Origin of the sequence: Deinococcus sp. (assembly GCF_018260405.1) — a bacterium.
In the GTDB taxonomy this organism is placed as follows: Bacteria; Deinococcota; Deinococci; order Deinococcales; family Deinococcaceae; genus Deinococcus.
In genome coordinates this window covers 1-19,080 of the sequence record NZ_JAGLBG010000022.1, presented here as the reverse complement: position 1 = coordinate 19,080, position 19,080 = coordinate 1, and the positions used below count along the sequence as shown (strand labels likewise).

10 protein-coding genes are annotated in these 19,080 nt (G+C 62.3%); 3 read left to right on the top strand and 7 right to left on the bottom strand.

Annotated features, from left to right (window positions below):
- Positions 1-31: 31 nt before the first annotated feature.
- Both QZ269_RS04570 and QZ269_RS04565 read right to left on the bottom strand, forming a co-directional pair.
- Complete coding sequence (locus QZ269_RS04570; protein ID WP_291424764.1) at positions 32-649, bottom strand: quinolinate synthase NadA; 618 nt, start codon at positions 647-649, stop codon at positions 32-34.
- A gap of 332 nt (positions 650-981) precedes the next feature.
- Entirely contained in the window at positions 982-1,788 is an 807-nt protein-coding gene (locus tag QZ269_RS04565) for a helix-turn-helix transcriptional regulator (RefSeq protein WP_291424762.1), read from the bottom strand.
- A 185-nt stretch (positions 1,789-1,973) separates the two neighbouring features.
- Between QZ269_RS04565 and QZ269_RS04560 the strand changes: the two genes are divergently transcribed.
- From QZ269_RS04560 to QZ269_RS04550, 3 genes are all read left to right on the top strand, one after another.
- The gene (locus QZ269_RS04560) at positions 1,974-3,452 is read left to right on the top strand and encodes an aldehyde dehydrogenase family protein (protein ID WP_291424760.1); all 1,479 of its coding nucleotides are present in this window, start codon (positions 1,974-1,976) and stop codon (positions 3,450-3,452) included.
- A gap of 252 nt (positions 3,453-3,704) precedes the next feature.
- Positions 3,705-5,135, top strand: a complete 1,431-nt coding sequence (locus QZ269_RS04555) for an APC family permease (RefSeq protein WP_291424758.1) — start codon at positions 3,705-3,707, stop codon at positions 5,133-5,135.
- Positions 5,136-5,229: 94 nt separating this feature from the next.
- Positions 5,230-7,224, top strand: coding sequence for a primary-amine oxidase (locus QZ269_RS04550; protein WP_291424756.1), 1,995 nt, complete (start codon positions 5,230-5,232; stop codon positions 7,222-7,224).
- A 273-nt stretch (positions 7,225-7,497) separates the two neighbouring features.
- Here the strand turns inward: QZ269_RS04550 and QZ269_RS04545 are convergent, their stop codons facing one another.
- From QZ269_RS04545 to QZ269_RS04525, 5 genes are all read right to left on the bottom strand, one after another.
- Positions 7,498-9,735 carry a hypothetical protein gene (locus tag QZ269_RS04545; RefSeq protein WP_291424754.1) on the bottom strand — a complete coding sequence of 746 codons (2,238 nt, stop codon included), beginning with the start codon at positions 9,733-9,735 and terminating at the stop codon, positions 7,498-7,500.
- Positions 9,732-13,007: a hypothetical protein gene (locus tag QZ269_RS04540; protein WP_291424752.1), complete on the bottom strand. Its 3,276-nt coding sequence runs from the start codon at positions 13,005-13,007 to the stop codon at positions 9,732-9,734. The genes QZ269_RS04545 and QZ269_RS04540 overlap by 4 nt, the downstream gene beginning before the upstream one ends.
- Before the next feature lie 4 nt (positions 13,008-13,011).
- Entirely contained in the window at positions 13,012-15,759 is a 2,748-nt protein-coding gene (locus QZ269_RS04535) for a DUF11 domain-containing protein (RefSeq protein WP_291424750.1), read from the bottom strand.
- 178 nt (positions 15,760-15,937) lie between these two features.
- A complete protein-coding gene (locus QZ269_RS04530) occupies positions 15,938-18,016 on the bottom strand; it encodes a hypothetical protein (protein ID WP_291424748.1) in 2,079 nt (692 codons plus the stop codon).
- A gap of 443 nt (positions 18,017-18,459) precedes the next feature.
- On the bottom strand, positions 18,460-18,888 hold the full coding sequence (locus QZ269_RS04525; RefSeq protein ID WP_291424745.1) for a MarR family transcriptional regulator: 429 nt from the start codon (positions 18,886-18,888) through the stop codon (positions 18,460-18,462).
- Positions 18,889-19,080: the final 192 nt, after the last annotated feature.

Genomic DNA, 19,080 nt, shown 5'->3' with positions numbered 1-19,080 from the left:
GCCCTGGAATCCAGTAAAAGATACACGCTGATCATCTCATGTACTCGCAGCGGGCGGTGCGGCTGAGCGCAATGAAGGTCTTACCGGGCACGTCGTGTTTCGGGCGGGTGACCATGCCGGTCTCGGTCACGACGATGAATTCCTGCGCAGCACTCTGTCGGGCGCGGTGCACCATGCCCTCGGTGGAGTACAGCTGCAATTCCGTCAGAGCGCCTAGAATTTTAGTGCAGCAGCCGCACTCGGAGTGGATGAGCAGTTCGGCGTCCGGGTATGCGGCCTGCTGGTCCGTGACATCCTCGGGGCGGATGGCCTCGTGGACGTGGTAGGCGCCGTCCCAGACGTCCATGGCGCGGCCGGTCTCGCGGATCACGTGCGCGGCCAGGAAGCGGTCGGGCGCGAACAACATGGGCGCGTCTGGCGGGAGGCTCTGCACGATCTGCACGGCGTTGCCGCTGGTGCAGCGGTAGTCACTCTCGGCTTTCACGTCGGCGGTGGTGTTCACGTAAGTGACGACCAGCCCGCTAGGGTTCCGCGCTTTCCAGTCGCGGATGCCCTGTGCGGTAACGGTGTCGGCCAGTGAGCACCCGGCGCACAGGTCGGGCAGCAGCACGGTCTTGTCCTGGTTGAGGATCGCGGCGGTTTCGGCCATGAAGTGCACGCCCTCTGTACCCGGCAGGTACCTATGGACTCACAGAGCTGCCCGGCGGAGGCAGATCTGGTGCTTTTCCAGGTGTGCCGGAACTTATTGCTAACGAGGTTAGTTGATGTCGCCTTCTGACTGACTGCACCTCCAGGGGAAGCGAGTTAGCACTGCTGCCAACAGCATTTTCCCTCTCATGATTCCGATTGACACCGATTTAGCACGTCATCAATAGCTGTGGCGTGCGCCAATTCTGGAGACGGGGCCGTTGAAGTTCTGGGTGGCGATTCGGGCAAGGTTACATCTCGAAATGTGCTGGAACCTCAGCCACTTAGGCAAGGTCATCGCTGAGAATCCATATTTGTTTCTGACCTTTCCTTCAGGGCCTCCCAGACTCGCAGCAGTTCCACCCGGTTGCGAAGACCGAGCTTGTGGCGCAGCCCGCTGAGTTGGTTGTCCACCGTGTTGGGCGACTTGTGAAGACGCTGGGCGATTTCCTTGGAGGTCAGGCCTAGTTCAAATAGGCTCAGAATCTGCTTTTCGGCCGGGGTCAGGCTGGGGATATCGACCGCCTGCTGAACCTGCAAGCGGTGGCTGGCAAACAGCAGCGGACTCAACACCTCGCCCAGAAACTGGTCAACATACTGACTCTCGGCGTTGTGCCACTGGCGCGGGCTGACTATCTGGTCCAGACATAGCATCCCAAAGACCTCGCTATGATGCTCCAGGCGGTGGGCCAGCTTGCTCTGGGTGCCCAGGACGCCCTGCATAAAGGGCCGCAGATTCCTAACGACGGGGTCACACCTCACGTTCAGGCTGACCCCCTGCGGCGAGTTCCACACGATTTGGACTCCGGGGTCACGGTTGGGAAAACTGACCTGCTGCACGCTGGGAATGTCCCGACTAACCCGGAACTCGGCTTGCGGAGTATAGGTTTCAGCCTGCGACGAACTGAAGCCAAGGTCGGCGCGGTCAGCGTGCAGGCGCACCAGCAGATGCTCAAGCGCCAGGACGTGTAGTGTGGCTGGCTCGCTCAGGTAAAACAGCAGGTGCGCGGCCACGTCCAGCATCGGCCGGGGCGTTACGCTGCGCCGGGCGTCCAGAAACTGCCTTTGCCAGGCTGGGAGGTTGTGGAGGGTAAGTTCCATCGGTACGGGGGTGCTCCTGACGCTGCGGGACAACGGGGATGTCTGGTGAAGGGCTTGGCCAAGGTGCCTAGTGGTTTTCCACTATAGAACCTGGGCCGTCCGGAAGCGTACAACAGGGCATCAACAATTCCATATGTTTCGCGCCCCTGCTCAGGCTCTCCTGAGCGCGTTTCTGGAGGTCAACCATGACGGCACCGCAAGAGCTTTCCGCATTGGCTACTCAGTACACCCAGCTTTATATCAACGGCGAGTTTCAGTCTGCCCAGAATGGGGCCACGTTCCAGACCTTCAACCCGGCAACGGGAGAGGTGCTCGCAACCATCAGCGCGGCGGGCGCTGCCGATATAGACCGCGCCGTACACGCCGCCCACGCTCAGTTTGCCGGGGGGGAGTGGAGCAAGATGGACGGGACGCAGCGGGGGAGGCTGCTGTACAAGCTGGCCGACCTGCTGGAGCGCGACCACGAAAAACTGGCCCGGCTGGAGAGCCTGGATAGCGGCAAACCTTACGGTATGGCGTTTTATGCCGACCTACCCAACCTGATGGCAACCTACCGCTATTACGCGGGGCTGGCCGACAAGCTCGAGGGCCGCAGCATTCCTGTGCCGGACATGCAGGGCCGCCCGGTGCTGGCCTATACCGTCCGCGAGCCGCTGGGGGTGATTGCCAGCATCGGGGCTTACAACTTTTCTACCATGTACCTGGGCTGGAAGGCTGCGCCCGCCTTGGCCGCCGGAAACACGGTGGTCTTCAAGCCTGCCGAGGACGCTACCCTGACCAGCCTGCACGTTGCGGCACTGTTCAGCGAGGCCGGGTTTCCGCCGGGCGCGTTCAATATGGTGCCGGGTCTGGGACCAGTGACCGGAGACGCGCTGGTGCGCCATCCGCTGGTAGCCAAGCTCAGCTACACCGGGGGAGGGGCGGTAGGCCGCGTGCTGGCCCGCAGCGCCGCTGAGAATCTCAAACCGCTGACCCTGGAACTGGGCGGCAAGGCTCCGCAGATTGTGCTGGAAGACGCCGACCTGAGCTCTGTCATTCCTACCCTGGCGATGGGCCTGTTTGCCAACCAGGGCCAGATTTGCGCGGCGGGGACGCGGATTGTGGTTCACCGCAGCCTGTATGACGCGGTGTGCGAGGGACTGAGTAGTGCCGCCAAGGCGCAGGTGTTGGGCGACCCGCTGGACATGAGCAGCACTATGGGGCCGCTGACCAACCAGCGCAGCGTCGAGCGGGTGATGAACTTTATCGATCAGGGTAAGGCCGAGGGGGCCAAATTGCTGGCCGGGGGCGAACAGTTGGCGCAACCAGGGTACTTCGTGCAGCCGACCATCTTTGCCGGGGACAACACCATGACGGTAGCGCAAGAAGAAATCTTTGGGCCGGTGGGCATCGTGATTCCCTTTGATAGCGATGATGAAGCCGTGCAAATTGCCAACGACACCAAGTATGGCCTGAATGCCGGAATCTTTACCCGTGACATTTCCCGCGCCAACCTGCTGGCCCGCCGGATACAGACCGGAGCAGTGTGGATTAACGGGTTTGCGCTGATTGACCCACGCCTGCCCTGGGGCGGTGTTAAGGAAAGCGGATACGGGCGCGAGAATGGCGGCTGGAGCGGCATCGAGGACGTGACTCACGAAAAGGTGATTACGGCGCTGCTGTAGCAAGTGCAGGCGTTAGCTAGAGCAGTTCTCCTAATTACGGGCACGTCGGAAAAACACCGCCGCCCCCTTCATTCTACGTCCTGCTCTTTCTTGTTCACTCGTTCCACTCGGCAAAAAGAGGGTAAAAAGAGCACCATCTTTTTGCAAAATGCTCTAGGTGAAAACGGACGGGCGCGGAGTGCCATCTAGAACCCCCCGCCGCCTGTTGCCCTTTAACCCTTAGCCCCTTACAACCCCATAGGAGGCCCCACCATGACCACGTCCACTTCACTCAAACACAACACGCTGGGGCCGTGGCAAATCGTCTTTTTTGTGATTGCGGCGGCGGCCCCACTCACGGCCATGCTGGGCGGCGCAACGGGGGCCATCGCCATCGGCAACGGCGCAGGTACCCCCGGCGCTTATCTGATTGCGGGTCTTATTCTGCTGCTCTTTAGCTTTGGCTACAGCACCATGTCCAAGTACATGACCAGTTCGGGGGCGTTCTACTCGTATATCGCTCACGGGCTGGGACGGCCTCTGGGAGTGGGTTCAGCGCTGCTGGCGGTAGTCTCCTATACCGCCATTCAGCTGGCACTGTACGGCCTGCTGGGCTTTTTTGCCACCGACCTGTTCAAAGCCCACCTGGGGATCACGCTCCCCTGGTTCGTGTATGCCTTAGTGGCCGCCGCGCTGGTGCAGGTGCTGGGGATGCGCGGGGCCGAACTCAACGGGCGCTTTCTGGGCTTTTTTATGGTCGCCGAGTTACTGATCCTGTTGATTTTTGACCTGGCGGTGATGTTACGGGGCGGCGGGCCACAGGGCCTGAGCCTGCAACCCTTCATGCCGGGACTGGTGGTGAGCAAGGGCCTGGGTGTGTCGGTGATGTTTGCGCTGGCGTCCTATGTGGGCTTTGAGGCTACCGCCCTCTACCGCGAGGAAGCCCGCGACCCAGAGCGCACCATTCCCACGGCGACTTATCTGGCGGTGGGCGTCATCACGGTGTTTTATGCACTGAGCAGCTGGGCGGTGGTGGTAGCGCACGGCATCAATGCGGCGGCAGGCGCGGCGGCCAAGGACTCGGCCAACTTCTGGTTTACGGTCAATACCCAGTTTGTCGGGGCGCTGTCGACCGACGTTATGAGCCTGCTACTGGTGACCAGTATTTTTGCCAGCATCTTGGCCTTTCATAACGCCTTGACGCGCTACCTGTACTCGCTGGGCCGCGAAGGACTGCTGTGGGAGGCGCTGTCTCACACCCACCCCATCTACGCCTCGCCGTACAAGGCGGGTTGGCTGCAAACGGTCATGGCACTGGCTGGGCTGCTGCTGTTTATCGTGCTGCGGGCCGACCCCTTTCTGGTGGTCTTTAACTGGATGAGTGCGCTGGCGACCATCGGTATCGTGGGGCTGCAACTGCTGGTATGCGCCGCTATCATCCGCTTTTTTCGGCGTCAGAGCCGAGGCGAAAATATTCTGATGACCCTGGTGTCCCCCGCGCTGGCTTTTGTGGGACTGCTGTACGCGCTGTATCTGGTTATCAGCAACCTGCCGATTCTCAGCGGCACCGACAGCCTGCTGGTGCGCAGTTTCCCGGTATTGCTGCTGCTGGTGCTCCTGATTGGGGTAGGCGGCAGTGCCTGGCTACGTGCCAGCCGCCCCGAACTGTATCAGCGGTTTGGGACGCTGCTGGACGAGGTTTGAGGGAAGCGCTCAGGTCTCAACACTTAGGACTCAGCCAGCTGCCCTCAGTTGACCGCTAAATCATCCCAAGTCTAGCAAAAAAAGGGAGTTCCTCATGACCAATCTGCCAACCAACGCCCCCTCCACTCATCCGCTTGACCCGCTCAGCACGGCTGAAATTCAGCGGGCCAGCGACCTGATTCGGCAGCGTTCTGGGCTGGGCGAGCACCTGCGGGTGGCCCAGTTGCTGCTGCATGAGCCGTCCAAAGACACGGTGCTGAAGTACCAGCCAGGCCAGCCGTTCCAGCGCGAGGCGTTCGGGGTGATTCTAGACAAGAGCAGCGGCGACACCTTCGAGGCGGTTGCCGACCTGCACAGCGGTCAGGTGAGGCTGAAAAAGATAAATGAGCCAGACTCGGAATTCGGCCAGGCCTGCATCCTGATGGAAGAATTTGCCGAGACCGAGCGGATTGTCAAGGAAGACCCCGGCTGGCGGGCAGCCATGCAAAAGCGCGGCCTGAACGACGCCGAGATGGAACTGGTGCAGGTGGATCCTTTCAGTGCCGGGTACTTTGACCTGGAGCATGAGCGCGGCAAGCGAATTGTGCACGCGGTCTGCTACTACCGTGAGGAACTGACCGACAACGGTTACGCCCGGCCCATCGAGGGGGTAGTGGCGCACGTTGACCTAATTGCGGGCAAGGTAGTGCATCTGGTAGACGAACGTGTGGTGCCTATTCCACGCAAAAAGCGCAACTATAACGGGGAGGCCCTGGGAACGCCCCGCAGCGACCTGAAATCACTTAATATCACCCAGCCCGACGGCCCCAGCTTTACGGTAGACGGTTGGCAGGTTCAGTGGCAGAACTGGTCATTCCGGGTGGGCTTTACGCCGCGTGAGGGCCTGGTGCTGCACCAGCTGAGTTATGACGACCACGGCCAGCAGCGCCCCATCATCTACCGCGCCAGCGTGACCGAAATGGTGGTGCCTTACGCCGATCCCACTGCCAACCACTACTGGAAAAGTGCTTTCGACGGCGGCGAGTACGGCCTGGGCAAATGCGCCAACCAACTGGAACTGGGCTGCGACTGCCTTGGTCTAATTCATTATTTTGACATCCCGGCGGCGGATGATTTCGGGCAAGCCTTTGACATGAAAAACGCCGTGTGTATGCATGAGGAAGACTACGGCACCCTTTGGAAACACAACGAGTTCCGCACTGGCATCCACGAGCTGCGCCGCTCACGCCGCCTGGTCATCAGCTTTTTTGCCACGGTCGGCAATTATGATTACGGCTTTTACTGGTATTTGTATCAGGACGGCACCATTCAACTGGAAGCCAAGCTGACTGGCATTATCCAGACCGCAGCTGTCGCGCCCGGCGAGGCGTACCCCTGGGGCGGCATGGTGGATGAGGGGCTGGGCGGGCCAACCCACCAGCACTTTTTTAATGTCCGGCTGCACATGATGGTAGACGGTGAGCAAAACAGCGTGACCGAAACCGAGTTTCATCCTGTCCCGCTGGGTCCCGGTAACCCCTATGGCAACGTCTTTGAAACCCGTTCGCGCACTCTGAAGACCGAGCAGGACAGCGAGGGCGTCGCCGACGGGCGCAGAGGCACCTACTGGAAAATCATCAATCCCAGCGTCGAAAACAGCGTGGGCAACCCAACTGGCTACAAGTTGATTGTCAATCCCTCGCCGCTGATGCTAGCCCACCCCGAAGCGACCGTACAGGCGCGTGGCGGCTTTGCGACCCGGCACATCTGGGTGACGCCCTATACCCCTGGTGAAAAGTTTGCTTCCGGCGATTACCCCAACCAGCACCCCGGCGGCGACGGCCTGCCCAAGTACACCGCTGCTGGCCGCTCCATCGAGAACACCGACCTGGTGGTGTGGCATACCTTCGGGCATACCCACGTCTGCAAGCCCGAAGACTTTCCGATTATGCCGGTGGAGTACGCCGGATTTCTGCTGAAGCCCAACGGTTTTTTCAGTGCCAATGCCGCGATGGACCTGCCCAAAGAGGTCAACCGCCACAGCGTACAAAACGCCGAGCAGGGCGGGGGAGATGAGGTGCCGTGTTGTTCTAAAGCTCAAGGCGAATAACGCTCTGAACGGGGAAGTTGTGGATTCAACCCGAGCAGAGGCGAGAAGGTAAAATAGGGATTCTGCGCTCTGGTGGTACAGGCAGTGCCCTCTTGGTCAGAGCTGTACCCAGAAAGGGGCCTGCCCACTTCCCGACTGCGGGCGGAATTGAGCGGAATCCGTAGTACAAGTAGAGGGTCAACCTGTCAAGTCAGGGCAGTTCCCAGTTCCACCTTCGTCTGAAAGCAGAGTTGGTCTGTTTCTGGACACCACCCTGCTTAAGCCGCTGGTGCGCTAGTTGTTCACCTTCGTCTGGAAGCAGAGGCTGCCTGTTTCTCCTGCCGCTACATTGGTCAGGGTGGTGCTGATGACCGTGGCAGTTCCAGAGTTAGTGGTGGGCTGGGCTGCCCCGCTGCCGCGTGTCAGGCTTAGGACAGCTGTTTGGAGGGTCTGCCCGGCAACCAAGGTGTCACGCAGCGTCAGAGTGTTCAGCGCAATAGCGCTCTGGTTGGTGTAGTTCAGGCAGTATTCCAGGATGTCGCCTGGTTTTGCTGGTACCGAAGTGCCCGCCGCGCTGTTCGTCGTGACATTGCGAACGGTTTTGGTGAGCTTGGCAAAGATATGGTTGGTGGTCAGGCTGGCCGAGGGCGTGCCGTTGTTGGCCAGGAGAGTGTTGGTGCCCACCGTGTAAGCCTTTAGACTGGCCGTGTCGCTCACCTGATTGGGGCCACTGTAGCTGTCGCCATTCGTTGAGTCTCTGACCGGGTCAGGCAGGTCTACCGTCAGGGTGCGGGTCACGCTGCCGTTGGCGGGAAGGTTAAAGCGGGGCCACGTTACCAGACCGCTCGTAGCATTGTAGGTGCCGCTGTTGCTGATGCTAGTCACCTGGGCCGCAGGCAACACAGGACTGAGCTGGTCGGTCAGGTCAACATCCACCGCCGTCGCCGTCGTATTGCTCGCCGTGATGGAATAGGCGACGGCGGTACCAGCCGTGACCACCTGCAACCCGCTTTTGGTGGCATTCACGGTGGTAGTGGGGGGGGCGACAGTCAGGTCATTGGTAAACCTACAGGTAATGTCGTCGCCAAAATTGGGGCTACCGATGGTCACGCTCTTGCCGGTACCGTTGGCGGGTAAAGTGGTTGCTGACGTAGCCGCCGCATTCGTACACGCATATTTAGAAGTGTAGTTGGCGGGGTTAGCGCTGGTTAGCGACTCGGACATCGTGACGCTTGCTGGGCGGCCAGTGGCTGTGGTCAGGGGTGCGGTGTTTGTAGTCGTGTAACTATAGAGTGTGCCAGTCAGCGAGGTCTGCCCTGTCCGGTTGCCAGAGATGTTGCTAACCGTGGTAGACGCGCTTGGTCCACCAGCCTCAGCGACAGTAATGGCCGCGCTGTCGTTGGGATTCAAAAAGCCAGCAAAGGTTTTAGCGACCGTAAATTTCGGTAGGTTAGTTTTAGGGGTGTTGTAGAGCGTGCAGACTGTCATGCCCCCAAAGGAGAAGGCCTTAATCGATATGCTGTTGTCGACTCTGGCCGTGACCGTCGTTTGCGGGGACTTGCCCTGTGGCAGCAGCGGCTTTGTGCATTCCGCCTTTCGCAACACATAACCAGGAGTCGTCTCGGTAATGATGACCTCAGCGGGGTTATCGACCGTGTAAGGCGTGACACCACTGGCATAGGGGGTGTTACTGGTCGGCACCGCGATTGAGAAGTTGGTGGGGGTGGTCAGACCGGTAGCGGTAAAGTCGAAGGTCGCGGGTGCCCCTGTGTCAAGTTCCTTGCGAACACATAAGGTGGTAGGCACTGCGCCGGGCATCCAGATCCGGAAGTCGTCGCCGTAGGAGAATATGTCCGTGTTCACTTGCGGCCCAAACACAATGCGGAACACACCACTGCTGGGAGCGTTGTCGGGCAACTTGATGAAGAAATCTTTGCGGGCTACCCGGTCGTCGTCGTAGGACTTCTGCAAACCGACGATGGCTGTGTTTATGCCTTTGGAAGGGACAGGCAGCGAGGCAACTTCCTGCCCCTGATCGTTGTACAATTTCGCGCCGTTGGCCGGAAAGATATCGACTGTTTCGGTGACGGCAGCGCCCTGTGCCGGGGTCGTGAGCGTCAGATACGTGACTGGCGCACTGGCAGGGCCAAATTGAAAGCTCATGGGTACAGCAAACCCATCTCCAATCCCGTAATTCGACCAGGCCAGGGCCAGATTCAGGTAACGGACATTGCCGAGCGAAATGGCAGAGTTGCTTGTGGCTGTCACGACCTTCGCACCCTCGTACTGGTTAGCGTCGTAGCGCAAGCTGGAAACGGTGGTGCCTGTTACAGCATCATTGAACGAGTCAAAACCAACAGCAATAGCAAGCGGAACACTTGTTGGCGCGCCATTGAGCGTAGCGGCGAGGGTCCAGCCCGAGGTGTTAAATGGAGGCACGGTGGGCGTAATTGGGGCCGTACACGTCGTTTGCGCCCCTGCCCCGCCTGCCAGGGCCAGGGCCAGGGCAACCATCAATATTTTCTTTCTCATTTCTTCACTCCATTCAGGGTTTCATCAAGGGTTAGGTCTAGGCGCACATACGCGCCGGGCCGGGTGTATAGGCCGCCCGTATCGATACCGTCAAAGCCCTGGATGTTATAGCCCAGGTTCAGCCAGGTACCGGGCAGCACGCGGTAGCCTGCCTCGACGCCGTAACCGATCAGCGTGGTGCTGGTCGCGGGTTGCAGCAGGGCGCGGCCCCAGCCGCCCACCTGAATCCGGTCGTTAAAGGCCGCCGTGACCCCGGCGTAGGGCTGCACGGTCAGGCTGTCGCGGTCACCCGTGACGCGCATGTCCGCGCCTGCACGCAGGGCGAGTTGTACGTTCTGGCGTGACAGGGGGCGGTACTCGGCGCTTGCTCCTGCTGTAAGGCTGCTGTCACCGTTTGCCAGGCTGCCGGCCACGTAGCGGGCGTAGCCCAGGCTGTTCAGTTGCCCCGAGCGGTAGGCGTAGCCCAGCGCCAGTTTCTGGCCCTGCCGCGCGCCGAATTCGGCGGTGGCGTCGGCCGCCAGATTCAGGCGGGGGTTCAGGTCGCCGCTGACTCCGCCGCGCAACACGGTGGTCAGCTTGCCGCCCGTGACACTGAAGTCCGTGCCCAGGGTGGCCCGGAAGGTGTCGGCGCGGTAGTCCAGGTCGGCCCCGGCGCTGATGTCCGAGGTGCCGCTGTCCACGTTCCAGAGGTAAGCCCCGCGCAGGCCCAGGCCCAGGCGTTCACTAAGGGGCAGCGTGGTCGAAACGCCGAAGCGGGCGCGGTTTTCATGACCGCTGCCGTTGGCAAGTTCGTACGCGACAATGTAGTTGGTGCGGCCCACGGTGCTGTTTAGCCCGATAACGCCCGTATTGCCCTCGCCCCAGGTGTAGGTGTCGCGCAGCGAGAGACTGACCTGTTCGGTCAGGCGGTAGTCCACCCGGAAGTCGGTGGTGGGCAGCACGGTGCCGCTGACGGGCTGGGTATGCACCAGCTCGGTAGCCACGCGGCCCTGGCGGTAGCCCACGCTGCCGCTGAGACCCAGGCCGCTGCGGGAACCGAAGCCGTAGCGCAGCCCCGCTCCCACAGTGAAGGGCTGAAGGCGGTAGTTTACCTGCGCGCCAACGTAGCCGCTGTCGGTTGTCAGGGCGCGTCCATACGAACCTTCGATTCGCAGGCCCAGGCGCGGCGAGAAGGGCAGGTCGTAACGTCCGTCGGCCTGAAGGCCGTGTGTGCCACGTTCCAGACCCGCGTAGCCCGCGCTCTGGTAGCGCACCGAGAGGTCGCCGCCGCTGGGCTGGTCGCCGTACTCGGGGCGCTTGGCTGGGCGGCCACTCACCGAAGCTGTTGCCAGCACACCCCCCGAGGCCATCACGCGCCCCTTGACCTGAAGTTCGGGCTGTTCGTAGCGGCCCGCCACCCCAAAGGTGGTGGTGCGGTCTACTCGGGCCACCGCCGCGCCCACGCTGTAGGTGCCGCTGCCCACCGTGCCTGTTTTTTCAATCTGGGCACCGTAGGCGACGCGGCGATTGCTGCCGCCATCACGCAGGCGGTAGGACGCCAGAACATACTGCTCGTTCAGGCTGGGGCTGACGCGGTCCAGGCCGCGCACCAGCGTTACCACGCCCGTTTCGGGGTCGAAAGAGTAGTCGATGCCTTCATTCAGCGTGCGGCGGTTGACTTCCTGACCGTCGCTGCCGACTTCAATCAGGGTCAGCAGTTGGCTGCCTATCGCCACGCCGCCCCGCGATAGGCGCAGCAGGCGCGTGCCGTTAGGGGCCAGGCGCTCATCGGTGACGCGCTCGGTGGGCACCAGGGCCACGAACCCCGCCAAGCGCGGGTCGGCTTTGGTGGTCAGGGTCAGCGCGGTCAGGGTTTCGGTCAGCGGCAAGACGGTGATGGGCGCAGCGGTGCGGCGGTACTCGGCCCGGAAACTGGGGTGGTCGTACGACACCGCAATGGGGTCTTGCCCTTGCAGCGGAATAACTTCCTGCGAGGCGTCCCCGTAGTTGACGTTGCGCGAGTTGGTGGGCAGGTTCGCCGTGGTGGTCGGCAGACCGTCCCTGTCGGCAGCGACATACAGTTTGCCCGCGCCGACGACCCCCTCGTAGTAGGCCCGCGCCCGGAAATCCAGGCGGTCGCCCAGGCTGCCGTTGGTGCCCAGGCCCAGGGTGGCACTGACCATACCCACGCCAACGGCGTGACTGTCGGGGCGCACTTCAAAGCTCCGGCGCACCACGCGGTCGTTTTCCACCACGTCCAGTTCCAGCGTGGTGGGGGTCGTCTGTGGACGCAGTTCCACAATGCCCTCGCCCTTGTACAGGGCCAGCTGATAGCCCGCGTCGCCGGGGAAGGCGTCGGGCCGCAGTGGTTCCAGGTTCGTTCTGAGGGTCAGGCGGTCGGGCTGGGTGGCCACGCCCAGCGCGTCGAAGGTGCGAATGCGCAGGCGCAGCGGCGTCACGCCGTCGGCCAGCAGTTGCAGCGGCTCGATGTCGTAGCGGGTGGTCGGCCCGGCCAGTCGTACGCGCACGGTCTGGTCGCCCAGTGTGATGGTGTTCACGCCGGGGTGAATCGGCACGCCGTAGTAGTCCAGGCGCTGCACGCCCCGACCGGGGTCCATGACGGTGCGGCCCACCTGGGTCGCCGGAACCGGCTGGCCGTTGACCACGGGCACGGGCGGCTCACCCAGTGGCCCTTCCACCGAGATGGTAACGCGGTCAAGGCTGGCGTAGTCGGTGCCGTCCAGCGGCAGTTTGATGCGTCCGGCATTTTCCAAGGGCGTTCCGGGCTGGGCCAGCGGCGTGGCCGTCACCCAGTCGCGGTCGTCGACGTGGCCCAGAATAGGCCTAAGTTGCCCGCTGGCCGCCAACACCTGAAGCTGCGCGGCGGGCAGGGCGGCAATGGCCCCTTCTGCGCCCTCCAGAACGAGGCTGAGTTCGCCAATGACCTGCTGATGGTCGGTCCCGACCAGAAGGGGGGCCAGTTGCGCGGGCGTCAGTCGCCAGTAGAGCGTGCCACTGCGCCCGCGCAGCGGGTCGGGCAGAGCCTGGCCGTTCAGTTGGGCGCTGCCAGGCTGGTAGTTCACGCCCTGGGGCAGCGGCTGGGCCAGCAGCAGCGAGTCTGTGCCCAGTTGATCTGTGCTGAGACTAAAGGGCAGAGAGACGCGCTGCTCACTCGCTGCGCTGATCTCTGCCGTCTGAGACGGCAAAAGCGGCGGTGAGACTGGCCGGGTCGTCTGGGCGGACGCCGAGGCGACCAGGGCCAAGGTGGTGAGGAGGGTCAGGCTACGTTTCACAGCATTACTCCTTCCACGCCACAGTGGGCTTGGTCAGCGGGAGAGAAGAGATGGCCGAAGCGGGCAAGTAGCGGTACTCCAGGGTCAGACCCTCTGCGGGCAGGGCGCCGCTCAGGGTGTTTGTCCCAGCGCTTAGGCGTGCTCCTGCGGGCAGGGTGTCGGTCAGCGTGACTTCGCCCAGTAGCCGGGGGCTTTTCAGGCTCAGGCGCACGGCTACTTCTCCGTTGGGAAGCGGGGTCACGGTTTTGGTGAGGGTGGCGGGGCCAACAGGCCAGCTCTGGCGGCGGCCCAAGCTACCTTCGTTGGGGCGCAGCGCGAAGTCGGCGGTGGTTAGGCCCTGGAGATGCAGAGTGCGGGTCGCGGGGCTGCCTTCGGCGCTGGCGTAGGGCACGCTGGCGGGGTCAAGTCGCAGGGCCTGGGTGCCCAACAGGACGTTGCCAAAGTGGTAGCGGCCCCGTGCATCGGTCAGCGAGAGTCGGCCCCCCGCCAGAATGACGCGTGCGCCATTCATGGGCAGGTCGGTCTTTTCGTCAAACACGCCGTTGGCGTTGAGGTCAAGATAAACGCGGCCCAGGATGTCCGAGACAGGCGCAAAGTTAAGCAGTTGCACCTTGATGTTGGCGTAGGCGCGGTTGCTGGCGATGGCCCTGGCCTGTCCACTGGCTCCCCGACCTTGCATGACGACGGTGTTGTTGAGGTCGCCTGTCGCGCCGGGCATCACGCGCAGACCGTACTGCAAGCGGCGCTGGGCACCGACGCCGATGCGGTCAACATTCCAGCGCAGGGTGCCGTCGGGCTGAGCAGTCGGGTCGGGGATGGCCACGCCGTCGAGCAGCGAGGTGCCGGGCACGTACTGAAGGCGCGAGTCCGGCGCATCGTTGACGATGACGCGGGTCAGGGCCGCGCTGGGCGACTTGTTGATGAGGGTCAGCGTGTAGGTCACCACGTCGCCCAGCGTCACGGCGGTAGGGCTGGCTTCCTTCTTGATGGCGGGAGCCGTGTTCCAGACTGCCACACTCACCGCGTTGCTTTCCAGCGGCTGCGGGAAGTCGGTGCTGACCAGCTGGAAGACGTTGCGAAGCTGCTCGTCGTCCACGGCCTTGGCGCTAACGCTGGCGCGAATGGTCAGGGTGCGCGTTTCACCGGGCGCCAGGATGCCGATGTTCCAGGCTACGGTCTGGGCCTCGGGTGCGCCCGTCACCACGCCACCATCCGACGCTGTGACCTTGTCCAGATGGGCAGGCAGCGGGTCAGACACCTGCACGCCCGTCAGTGGCCCGTTGTAGGGGTTGGTCACGCGCAGGGTGTAGGTTAGAACGTCGCCGGAAGTCACGCTCTCACCCAGCTGCCAGGCGGGGTCGCCTTCCTTACTAACGGACTTTTGAAGCTGCGGGAGCCTGGTTTCAATGCGGCCCACCTCGTCGAGGGTGGTGTCTTGCGGGCCGCGCTGAGCGCCGACCGTCACGGTGGCTTTCAGGGGTGCTCCTGCCAGAGCCGCCGTGGGCAGGTAGCACACGCGCACAGGCAAGGTGGCCCTGGCTGCGAGGGCAAAGGGCTGCGCCAGGGCCGCGCCGTCCGCGCCGCGCACCGTGGTCGTCACGCCCGCAGGGACGGTAGCGCTCACGGTGAAGTTGTCCTGCACGTCGCCCGTGTTCTTGACCGTGTGTTCAAAGCAGGTGTCTTGCTCGGCCAGGGCAAAGGGCCGGGTCTGGCGGTCGGCGTCCCCCTGGGCTTCAGGCTGACCAGCCGGGCCAATAGCGACGGCAGGGCGGTACTGCACGCGCAGCGAATCCCTGGCCTGGGCGCTGACTAAACCCGCGACCGCCGTGGCGTTGTTCACGAAGTCCTGATTTTCGGCGGCGGCGCTGGCCTGCACCCGGAAGGTCAGGCGCACCTCGGCGCCCGCAGCCAGGGTGGGCAGGCGCACGCGCAGGCCGGTCACCGCTTGCGCTTCGGTGGCGGCCCAGGTGGTGCCATCGGCGCTGTATTCCAGCGTACCTGCCGTGGTCCGGGCGCTGCCCGCCACGTAGGTCAGGCCCCGCGAAGCTTGCTCGGCCAGCGGGTCAGTCAGCGTGACATCGCGGCCCAGGGCGCCCGTGTTACGCAGCGTGATCGTCACATCGGTCTGCGCGCCGGGCTTCAGGATCTCTGCGCCGAACACCTTGTTCACTTCCAGAACGGGGGGCGGGCTGACCGTTAGCACCGAGACATTGTCGGTGTCGCTCTGCCCGCCCGCGCAGCTCGCCACAAGGTTCACCTGGGCATTGCCCTGGTCGCTGGCCGAGGTCTGGGCCACCAGCCACACCGGGGCCGAGGCGCCCGCCGCCACAGTGGCGCTGCTGATGACCTGGTCACTGCTGTCCAGTTGCCCGTTACCGTTGCTGTCGCCGCGCAGGGTCAGGGTCGGGCGGGCCGTACCGCCTGGCTGCTGGGCGCTTAGGACGTAGGTAAAGGTGTCGCTGCCCGGGTTGCGAATCTGGTACGCAAAGGCTGATCCGGTGCCTTCTCCTGGCAGGACAGACAGGGTGTGGGCCGGAGCCTGGACGCTGCCGTTGGGCGTCACGCTGACCGTACAGACCGGGGCAACCGTGAACGAAACAATGTTCGACACATTTGTAACAGGCCCGGAGGGGATCTGAAGGCTGACCTGAGCCTGGTTGGTGATGCGCAGGCCAGCAGCGGGCGCGGAGGAAGCCGACTGCGCCAGTACAGAGGCGCACAGCAGCAAACTGATAGAGAAACGCTTATTCACAGCGGCACAGCTCCTTGAAAGGCGCGAAAAGGGAACATGGAAAAAATGGGGAGGTCTTTTTTTGGTTAAAGGCTTATGACGCCAGATAAAGAAAGTTAGACACACAAAGACAGCGGGCAAAGCCAAAAAAGAGGGGTTGGAGAAGGGGAAACCCCGCGTTCCCCAACCCTTAAGAGGTTTAGTTCTTGACCTTGACGGTCAGCGTGATGTCGGCCGTGCCGCCGATGGGCAGGCAGTCGGCGCTGTCGATGGTGGTGTCGCCGTTGGTGTTGACACCAATCCACAGGCTGGCGGGGTTGATGCCACCAGCGGGGGCCGTGGCCGACCAGTTCGCACCATTGTCAGTGCTGAAGAGCAGGCTGCCCACGCTGGCCGTTCCCGCCACGCTCTGGTAGGTGGTGTTGGCGAAGATGTTGGTGTTGGTGCCGTCCAGTTCCTTGAAGATGACCTTGCAGGCAGGAACGTTGTAGTTGTTCTTCCCGTTGATGGTGTACACCACAGTGTCACCAGGGGCCGCCGTGGTCTTGTCCACGGTCTTGGTGATGGGGAACAGCGGGTTGGTGGGGTTGCCAGCGGGGGGCGTAGGAGCCGTGACCACGCCCACATTGAACAGGGTGCCGTCTGTATCGGTAGCGGTGGAGTAGGCGCCCGTTGCCACGGCACGCACGGCGTAGCCGGCACGTGCAGGAGCGTTGGCTGGCAGAATCACGCGGGTGGTGAAGGTGACGGTGGTACCAGGGGTCACGGCACCCACGTCCACGGTGCCGTCACCGTTGGTGTCGGTCAGGGCCGTGCCGTTCAGCAGGTACTGCACGGTCGCACCGGCAGGCAGGTCGTTGGTGCCGTCAGTGATGTTGAAGGTGTCGTTGTAGGTCCCGGTGTTCTGCAGGGTGGTCGAGAAGTCGGCGTTAGTGGTGCCCGTGGTGCTGGGGTGGATGGGCTGATCCGAAGCGTCCAGCGTGGCGCCGGTATCCTGCGCGACTACCCGCAGGTCAAGGCCAGGAGTCTTGACGGTGTAGACGGGGCTGGCAATCTGCGCTGCGGAACCAGCGGCCGGGCCACCGGCATTCCCGCTGAAGATGGGCACAGTGACAGCGATAGGCGTCTTGGGCGTGCCCGTGTTGTCCGCACCGGCGTCGGGGTAGGTGACCTGCACAGTGTAGGCGGGCGCCTGCCCGGCGGGCACGTTATTGAACGTCACCGAGCCGTCGGGATTCACGGTCACGGTCGCGCCGGTGATGGGGTTGCCGTTGATGTCCACCGGCACTTCCCCAGTCACGAAGGGGTTGCCCGTTTTGGGGTTGATCAGCGTGGCCGTCGTCCCGGCGGGAGCCGTGGAAGGCACCGTGGCAGGGCCAACAGTAATGTTGTCCGGAACAGTGCTGTTGTTAGGAGCCGTGCCCGTCATGGTCACCACATCGGGGTTGCCGTCGGCGTCAGCCTTGGGGTAAGCGTTCTGGCTGCCATCGGGAGCCACCTGAACGGGCGTACCAGCGCCAGGCAGGGTCGCGCCCCCAGGCACGCTGGGATTGGTGTAGCCAGTAGAGGTCGTTCCTGGACCGGTCGGATTATTGGTGTCAACAGGGGTGATGCCAGGGTTAGTGGAATCGGTAGGAATGGGCGTAACCGTACCAGTGGTGGGGCTGCCGGGCGTCGCCGTGGTCACCGCAGCCACGATGGCTTTGTTTTGGTTGTTGTTATCCACGTTGCCGGTGAAGGTTTCGGTGTACGAGTCACCCGTACCATCGGCGCTGGGGGTGGAGTCGTACGTGGCCGTACCGATCAGGTTCTGACCATAGGTGGCCGGAGTCCCGCCCACCGTGTACGTCTGGGTGACGGTCGCGGTCGCGCCTGGCTGCACGGTCACGGTGGTCGCCGAGAGGGTCACGCCGGTAGGCGCGGTGTCCGTGGTGGTGTTCGCAGAGCTCAGGGCGATCACGAGCGGCGTGTTACCGGTGTTGGTCACGGTGTACGTGAAGGTGGTGTTCGTGCTGGCGGGCACATTGTTCTTGATCAGCGCAGCGTCGCCCGCGTTGGGCGTGATCGTGTAGCTGGGCACCGCCGACACCGTCGTGGTCACGATGTTCGAAACAGAACTAGCGGTGATGGGGGTGGTAGGGGTCGTGCTAGTGGGGTCAAGAACCTCAAAATCCGCCGAGGCCTGGTTGGTAATGGCCGTACCAGCGGTGACAGGTGCACCAAGCGCCATCCCTGTCGAGAGCGAAATTGCGAGGGCCAGCATCTTATTTAACTTCATGTAAAACTCCTTGGTGGCGTGAGCCGACTGGGCAAACCCGGAGAAAGATGGCGGTGAGCAGTGGCTTACTGACCTGATGTTTACTTAACTGTCTCAGGCGCACATCAGGACTTTAATTGTACTCACAACAAAATTTTAATGCAACGTGTTAAGCCACTGCCCCCATTAGGGGTACTTTTCGTCTGCTTAAGCGGCGCAGGGCTACCTCTACCAGACTGGACTGTGCTAATCTACGCACACAACTACCAAGCTTTCCACAAGGCACGGGCACTTCAGTTTGAACTGGGTCCCTGCCGGGTGATGATTGCCTACTCGCCGTGAGCAGACTGGTAAAGCGGCGAAGCAGAGCGGATTAGGGCCGTTTCCCCAAACCTGCGTAACCATAGCTGCAAGCTTCTTACATAGAACTTACTAGGAACTTACTGAATCCGTCATTAGAACTCTCATTTCAGGCGGCGCAGCAGCCCCCTCAGGAGCTTTAATTCTTCGTCGTTCAGATCGGAAAACTGAGTCTTGTGAATCCCAAGCACCAGCGGGAGCGCCTGGTCAATAAGCTGACGCCCTTCGGCGGTCAATGTCAGCAATTTGTGTTTACCCCTGGACTGCCTGTCCATCAGGCCGCGTGCCGTCAGGCGCTTGGCGTGGTACGACATGTTCGTCTCAGTAAACAGCAGGCGCTGGGCGACTTCCTGCTGCGTTGCTCCGTCAAACCTGCGGATCACTGCCAGCAGATCGAATTCGGTCATGGTCAGGTCGAGCGGGGCCAGCTGCGCTTCTACTTCCCTGACCTTTTTGTGGGTGGTGTAGACCATACGCCGCCAGAGCCGGATGGCGGGCTGCCTGAGCGCCTGTTCCACTTCGTTCTCATTCACACTTTACTGTAGGCCAACTTCACATAGTGCTTTGTGCTCATTAATACTTAATACCGACTGCCCATTGAGCCGGGCACTTTTGAATTTAGTTCGGGCCGAGGCCAGTAAGAGGCTATCTGAGGCCCTAACCATGGGAAATGTTTTAGGCTTTAACGGTGGAACGCGCAGCTTACCCTAGCGACCTCACCGATG

Bases quoted from the DNA above. Each gene is read 5' to 3' on its own strand.
- QZ269_RS04570 (WP_291424764.1), bottom strand. From the start codon at position 649: ATGGCCGAAACCGCCGCGATCCTCAACCAGGACAAGACCGTGCTGCTG.
- QZ269_RS04565 (WP_291424762.1), bottom strand. From the start codon at position 1,788: ATGGAACTTACCCTCCACAACCTCCCAGCCTGGCAAAGGCAGTTTCTG.
- QZ269_RS04560 (WP_291424760.1), top strand. From the start codon at position 1,974: ATGACGGCACCGCAAGAGCTTTCCGCATTGGCTACTCAGTACACCCAG.
- QZ269_RS04555 (WP_291424758.1), top strand. From the start codon at position 3,705: ATGACCACGTCCACTTCACTCAAACACAACACGCTGGGGCCGTGGCAA.
- QZ269_RS04550 (WP_291424756.1), top strand. From the start codon at position 5,230: ATGACCAATCTGCCAACCAACGCCCCCTCCACTCATCCGCTTGACCCG.
- QZ269_RS04545 (WP_291424754.1), bottom strand. From the start codon at position 9,735: ATGAGAAAGAAAATATTGATGGTTGCCCTGGCCCTGGCCCTGGCAGGC.
- QZ269_RS04530 (WP_291424748.1), bottom strand. From the start codon at position 18,016: ATGAAGTTAAATAAGATGCTGGCCCTCGCAATTTCGCTCTCGACAGGG.